Source organism: Noviherbaspirillum sp. (assembly GCF_035254865.1).
Lineage (GTDB): Bacteria > Pseudomonadota > Gammaproteobacteria > Burkholderiales > Burkholderiaceae_D > Noviherbaspirillum.
Map to the genome: position 1 here is coordinate 24,353 of NZ_DATFAF010000030.1, position 6,746 is coordinate 31,098.

5 protein-coding genes are annotated in these 6,746 nt (G+C 62.6%); 3 read left to right on the forward strand and 2 right to left on the reverse strand.

The features are described from left to right. Window positions 1-17: 17 nt before the first annotated feature. Window positions 18-1,511 carry a methyl-accepting chemotaxis protein gene (locus tag VJ651_RS08800; RefSeq protein ID WP_324107089.1) on the reverse strand — a complete coding sequence of 498 codons (1,494 nt, stop codon included), beginning with the start codon at window positions 1,509-1,511 and terminating at the stop codon, window positions 18-20. 301 nt (window positions 1,512-1,812) lie between these two features. Here VJ651_RS08800 and VJ651_RS08805 point away from each other — a divergent pair, with 301 nt between their 5' ends. Both VJ651_RS08805 and VJ651_RS08810 read left to right on the forward strand, forming a co-directional pair. Continuing rightward, window positions 1,813-2,856 carry an SRPBCC family protein gene (locus tag VJ651_RS08805; RefSeq protein ID WP_324107090.1) on the forward strand — a complete coding sequence of 348 codons (1,044 nt, stop codon included), beginning with the start codon at window positions 1,813-1,815 and terminating at the stop codon, window positions 2,854-2,856. Next, window positions 2,853-4,022: a zinc-dependent alcohol dehydrogenase gene (locus VJ651_RS08810; RefSeq protein WP_324107091.1), complete on the forward strand. Its 1,170-nt coding sequence runs from the start codon at window positions 2,853-2,855 to the stop codon at window positions 4,020-4,022. Before VJ651_RS08805 ends, VJ651_RS08810 begins: the two co-directional genes overlap by 4 nt. Window position 4,023: 1 nt before the next feature. On the opposite strand, the gene VJ651_RS08815 is transcribed toward VJ651_RS08810, so the two are convergent. Next, window positions 4,024-4,608 carry a molybdopterin-dependent oxidoreductase gene (locus tag VJ651_RS08815; RefSeq protein WP_324107092.1) on the reverse strand — a complete coding sequence of 195 codons (585 nt, stop codon included), beginning with the start codon at window positions 4,606-4,608 and terminating at the stop codon, window positions 4,024-4,026. Window positions 4,609-4,757: 149 nt separating this feature from the next. On the opposite strand from VJ651_RS08815, the gene VJ651_RS08820 reads away from it, so the two are divergent. After that, window positions 4,758-6,746 (forward strand): type VI secretion system Vgr family protein (locus tag VJ651_RS08820; protein ID WP_324107093.1); only part of this gene is annotated, 1,989 nt, incomplete at its 3' end.

Sequence of the window (6,746 nt, forward strand, 5' to 3'; positions counted from 1 at the left end):
GGCCGCCGGATGATCGATCAGGCGGCATAGCAGCCGCAGGTCACGATCATGTTGCCGACTCGTTCGACATAGACCGACTTGCGCTTGATCTCCTGCGTCACGGGATGGGCGAATTTGTAATTCACCCAGCCCGACCCATTCCCCAAGGCGGTGGCAATCATGTCGCGGATGAACGGCTTGCCGTCGGGATCCAGCATGTTGATGGCTTCCGAGTTGAGGAAATGGCGATTGGCGCCATGCGCTCTGACAACGCCCTTGTCGTCGTAAATGCCGATGTACAGGTCCTTGTGAATGAAATGTCCCTTGTTCAGCTTGTTGACGTCCTCAAGCAGCCCGTCGAGCCCGTTTTCGCCGGCGAACTTGACCGCCTTCTTGACCAGCGCCAGCGCTTCGTCCGCATTGCCGACTTCGGATCCCATCTTGAAATGCGATACCGACTGAGACAGCGTTGACGCATTGTCCTTGAGGCTGACGGCCGAGTTCAGCGCCTGTGCCACCAGCTCCGCGCTCTCGTGCGCCGTCTTGTCGAATACGATGATCGCTTCGCTGATCTGGCTGATGCCGGCGCTTTCCTCCTGGCTGGCGCTGGCGATATCCGACATGAAGCCGGCGACATGCTTCACCGAGGTGACGATTTCTTCCATCGTCTGTCCGGCCGCATCGACCAGCTGCCCGCCGGAGTTGACCTTTTCCACCGAGTCGGTGATCAGATGCTTGATCTCCTTGGCGGCTTCGGCCGATCGTTGCGCCAGGCTGCGCACCTCCGCGGCGACCACCGCAAAGCCGCGTCCCTGCTCGCCGGCACGCGCTGCTTCCACCGCGGCGTTGAGCGCCAGGATATTGGTTTGAAATGCAATACCGTCGATGACGCTGATGATGTCGACGATCTTGTGCGAGCTTTGCTTGATCGCGTCCATCGTGCTCACCACGTCCTTCACCAGGTGCCCGCCCTTGAGCGCCAAATCGGAAGTCGACGCGACCAGTTGGTTGGCTTGCGCCGCATTGTCGGCATTGTTCTTGACGATGGAAGTCAGTTGCTCCATCGAGGCCGCGGTTTTTTCGATCGACACGGCCTGCTCTTCATTCCGGCTCGACCATGCAGTCGTGTCGTTCTTGACCCGACCCGCGGTGGTGTCGATGGCGATCGAGCCGCCACGCACATCGCGCACGATGACGGACAGGGAGTCCTTGATGTCCTCGAATACATGCAGAATCTCGGCCACCTCGCCGCTAGCCTGCCCCTTGAAAGTGGCCGTCAGGTCGCCCGCGGAGATGCGGCGACCCAGCGCAACGGCTTCCTGCAGCGGATGGGCCAGGCTGCGGTGGATCCACCAGGCGAAGAACAGATTCAATGCCAGCGCCGCGATTCCGAGTACCACTACCGCAATGCCCGCCCCGCCCGTCATGCCTAGCCCGGCGATCACGGTCATGGCGCCGACCGCGAGAAAAATCACGGCAACATTCAACGACAGCAAGGAAGAAATCCGCAGCTTGGCAAGGCGATTGAACATGGTTCCTCCGGGGCGTGATCCGCGTCGCGCGAGTACGCGATTGCAGTTTTGACATGTGCGCCGAATTCGGAACATCACTCGGGACACCGTCTTATTTCCGATACGCAATATTAAAATACATCAACAAAGCCTGCTCGGCCAGTCACTGTTGCGCATCTGCCCGCGCCCGGAGGTGCGGGAACTCCCGTACTGAAAACCCTGACTAACCTGACCCCTGAAGTTTTCGCGCCGGGCTTCGCTGCCGGCTCCGTCAATTGTTGTCGCGCGCCTTGCTGCGCGACGAGTGCAACGGAGGAAAAACATGATGCAGGACCAGGTAGCAAGCCCCGCCATGCCGGGTGCCGCGGTGCATGAATTGCCGCAGACGAATGAGCCTTATCACGAATTCTCCCCGCCAGTCCGATCCTCTTCCTATGCGTCTTCCGTCGATGCACGGCATCGCTCTGAAGATACCGAGCGCGCCGAACGTCTGGCCAGGATGCTCGGTTGGTTCAGCATCGGCTTGGGGGTTGCGCAATTGCTCGCTCCGCGCGGCGTGTCGCAGGCGGCGGGCGTGGGCCATCGTCCGCGCACCATGCGGGCATTGGGCGTGCGCGAGATTGCCAGCGGAATTGGCATCCTGACGCGTCCGCGCCAGTCAGCATGGTTGTGGGCGCGCGTGGCGGGCGACGCCATGGATCTGGCCTTGCTGGCGCTGGCCGGCCGTGGTGCGATGAACGACCGCAGGCGCCTGAATCTGGTGACAGCGGCGGTCGCCGGCGTCACCGCCCTCGACGTGCTGTCGAGCATCCAGAGCCAGCGTCAGACGTACGAAACTGCCGAGCCCACCACCCTGCATGTCGAAAAGAGTCTGATCATCAACCGCTCGCCCGAAGACTGCTATCGCTTCTGGCACGACTTCGAAAGCTTCCCGCGCTTCATGAAGCATGTCGAGTCGGTGCGCATTACCGGCGACAACCGCATGCACTGGAAAGCCAAGGGGCCGGCCGGACTCAGCATCGAATGGAACGCGGAACTCACCGCCGACGAGCCGAGCCGCTATCTCGCCTGGCGTTCGGTGGAAGGCTCTGATGTCGACAATGCGGGCAGCGTGCATTTCGAACCCGCACCCGGTGCGCGCGGCACCATCGTGCGCGTCGCGCTCCAATACAGCCCGCCGGGCGGCAAGGCCGGCGCGGTGATCGCCAGGCTGTTCGGTGAAGAGCCCTCGCAGCAGATCGAGGAAGACTTGCGCCGCTTCAAATGGCTGATCGAAACCGGCGAGATCCCGACCACCATCGGGCAGTCCGCCGGCACACGTAGCGTCGCCAGTCGCCTTCTTTTCAGGAAGGGAGAACCGGGATGAAAGCGACCTGCTGGTACGGGAAAAAGGACGTGCGCGTCGACAACGTGCCGGACCCGGAAATCATCAATCCGCGCGACGCCATCGTGAAGGTCACGTCGACCGCGATCTGCGGCTCCGATCTCCATCTGTACAACGGCTTCGTGCCCGCGATGGAGAAGGGCGACATTCTCGGTCACGAGTTCATGGGCGAAGTGGTCGATGTCGGCGACGAGGTGCACAGCCTGAAAGTCGGCGACCGCGTCGTCGTGCCGTTTCCTATCGCCTGCGGCAATTGCTTCTTCTGCCAGGAGAAGCTGTATTCGGTGTGCGAAAACTCAAACCCGAATGCGTGGATGGCGGAAAAGATGTGGGGCCATTCGCCGTCCGGCATTTTCGGTTATTCGCATCTCACCGGCGGCTACGCCGGCGGGCAGGCGGAGTACGTGCGCGTACCGTTTGCCGACGTCGGGCCCTTGAAGGTCCCCGACGGCATGAGCGACGAACAGGTGCTGTTCCTGTCGGACATCCTGCCGACCGGCTACATGGCGGCCGAAGCCTGCGAGATCAAGCCCGGCAGCACGGTTGCCGTCTGGGGATGCGGCCCGGTCGGGCAGTTCGCCATCCAGAGCGCCTATCTGCTCGGCGCGGAGCGCGTGATCGCCATCGACCGCTTGCCGGAACGCCTGCGCATGGCCTATGACAAATCGAAAGCGATCGCGCTCAACTACGAACAGGTCGATATCGCCGAAGCCTTGAAGGACATGACCGGCGGACGCGGTCCGGACGCCTGCATCGACGCGGTCGGCATGGAAGCGCACGGCATGGGCATCATGGGCGCATACGACCGCGTGAAGCAGGCGATGGCCGCGCAAACCGATCGGCCGGTTGCCTTGCGTCAGGCCCTCATGTCATGCCGCAACGGCGGCGTGGTGTCGATCCCCGGCGTGTATGGCGGCTTTCTCGACAAGGTGCCGTTCGGCTCCGTGATGAACCGCTCGCTCACGATCAAGACCGGTCAGACGCATGTGCAGCGCTACATGCAGCCGCTGCTGGAACGCATCCGCAACGGCGATTTCGATCCGGCGGTGATCATCACCCACCGCATGGCGCTCGACGATGCGGCCTATGCCTACGAGATTTTCTGTGACAAGCAGGACGAGTGCATCAAGGTCGTATTGCGACCCTGATCTATTGCACGTCGATGTGATACAGCCCCCAGGGGCAGAGGCCGAAACGCTCGTTGACCGGCTTGGCCGTCATGTCTGGGAAACGATCCGCGTCATACACTGCCCATAAGGGGCCGAGTCCGCCCAGCGGTATCGGCTTGCCGTCGAGGTGGGTGGCGACGATGAAGCGCCGCGAGCGCGCTTCGGCGATCGGCATCGACACCGCATAGCCGTCGATCGCCCTCAGCACCAGCTTGCCGCCATCGGAAATTGCGGCGCCGGCTGCTTTCACCACCTCGGTCAGCAAGGGGCCGCGCAGCGCATGGATTTTGGCATCGTATTCGAGCGTCGGCTTGATCTCGATAGCGGGCAGGGCGACAAGGGCCGCAAAATCGAATGCATGCGCCTTGTCGAACTTGAGCCCCTGCTTCTTCATCATCTGGTCGAGCGCCGGATCGAGTGCGCCGCGGTTGCCCTTGTCGATTGCGCCGGTCACAGTCAGCAGCGCGGGACCGTTCGCGGGCCCGGCCGCTTTCCTCGCATGGGCCAATGTGGGCAGCGTCGCCGAGCCGAACGCGGCGGCGGCAAGGAATTCACGTTTGTTCAAAGCGGTTTCTCCGAAGTTGTGCGCAAGGGCAATACCCTTGCGTAATGATATTTGCCTTCGCGAGTTAATCATCTCTCAAATTCATTGTCAATCATGCAATTCCATGCTGAAATATCGTTAACTAAAAGATAACGGTTTCAGGTAAAAGCATGATCGATGCAATGCATGTCGCGCAGTCCTTGCGCGCGCTCCTCGCGCAATTCACCCAGGATACCCGCCTGCTGCGCCTGTGCACCTCGCTCGGCGCCGACAAGCTGCTGGTAGAACACGTCAACGGCAGCGAAGCGCTGGGTGAAGCTTGGTGCTTCACCATCACCGTATTGTGTACCGACGCGCAGCTCGACCTTTCTGTGTTGCTTGGTCAGCCCGCGTTGCTGCAAGTACTCACGCAGTCCGGCGAATTGCGCCCCATCCACGGCCATGTCACCGCATTCGAGCGTCTCGGCGCCGATGGCGGCTTCGCACGCTACCGCCTCACCCTCGAACCCTGGCTCGCCTTCCTGCGCCGCCGTCGCGACAGCTACGTATGGCAAGGCAAGAACGTCCTCGACATCATCGCCGAGATCTTCAGCGACTATCAGGACAAGGGAATGCTGGCACCCGCATGGCGTACCGTGCTCGCCGATCCCGGCCAGTACAAACCGCGCGAGGTCTGCACGCAATTCGAAGAGAGTGATCTCGCCTTCGTCGAGCGCCTGCTTGCCGAGGAAGGGCTGTTCTACTGGTTCGAACACATCGGCGACACGCAAGACGAACACTTCGGCAGCCACACCCTCGTCATTGCCGATCACAACGGCGCCTTCACCCCCAATGCGCAAGCGACCATCCGCTACCACCGCGCCAGCGCCGTCGAACACAGCGACAGCATCACTGCATGGCATGGTGAGCGCAGAATCGGTACCAACGCCATCCTGCTCGGCAGCTGGCATGAAGCGCAGGTCAGACTGTTCGATACCGAACTCCAGAGTGCCCACGACAACGGCGATGTCCCGCGCTTGGTCAGCATCGACCATCCTGGCGTGCGACGCTTCAGCGATCAGGAAGCCGTCGAACGCAGCGCCCGCCTGCAACTGGAAGCGCTGGAAGCGCGCAACAAAATGTATGCCGGCCAGAGCACCGTACGCACCCTCGCACCCGGCACCACCTTCCTCCTGGCCGAACACGTCATCCACGACGCGGCGCGTCGCAGCGAGGGCGACGCAGCCGTCACCTTCGCCGTCATCAGCGTGCAACACCGGGGCCGCAACAATCTCGGCTCTGACGCGCGCGCACTCATCGACGGCCTGTTCGCCAATACTGCATCAGCACCGGTGCAAGAAGAAGCCATCTACAGCAACCGTTTCACCGCACTGCGCGCCGACATCCCGTGGCGCTTCCTGACCGAGGACGGCCATGGCGCCCTGCTGCATCCGAAACCCGCCGTCCACGGCGTGCATACCGCCATCGTCGTCGGCACGCCCGGTCAGGACATCGCCACCGAGCGCGACCATCGCATCAGGGTGCAGATGCACTGGCAGCGCGGCGCGCGCAGCCACAGCCGCCTGACGCATCCGCAAGGCGACGACAACGCGCCCGGCAACGATGGCGCCTACGTCTGGGTACGCGTGGCCGAAGCCGCTGCCGGGCCCAACTTCGGCAGCAGCCTTCTCCCGCGCATCGGACAGGAAGTCATCCTCGACTACCTCGAAGGCGACATCGACCGGCCCGTTGTCATCGGCAGCCTGTACAACGGCAAAGGCATGGACGACGCGCAAGCCAATCAGGTCGCACAAGGTGCCGGTCCCGCCACCGGCAACGCCCCCGCCTGGTTCGCCGGCAATAGCGCCGAGCATGCACACAACGCCATCCTGTCCGGTTTCAAGACCCAGGAGATCGGCCACAGCCAGGATGGGCAGGGCGGCTACAACGCGCTGGTCCTCGACGACAGCACTGGCCAGGTGGGAGCGCGCTTGCACACCACGCAACATGCCACCCAGCTCAACCTCGGCCACATCAAGCGCCAGCGCGATAACGCACGAAAGCAAAGCCACGGCCATGGAGTGGAACTCACCACCGTCGCCTACGGCGCTGTGCGCGCCGGCCAGGGCTTGCTCATTTCAGCCGACGAGCGTCCGCAAGCCGGCTCGGCGCAGATGGAC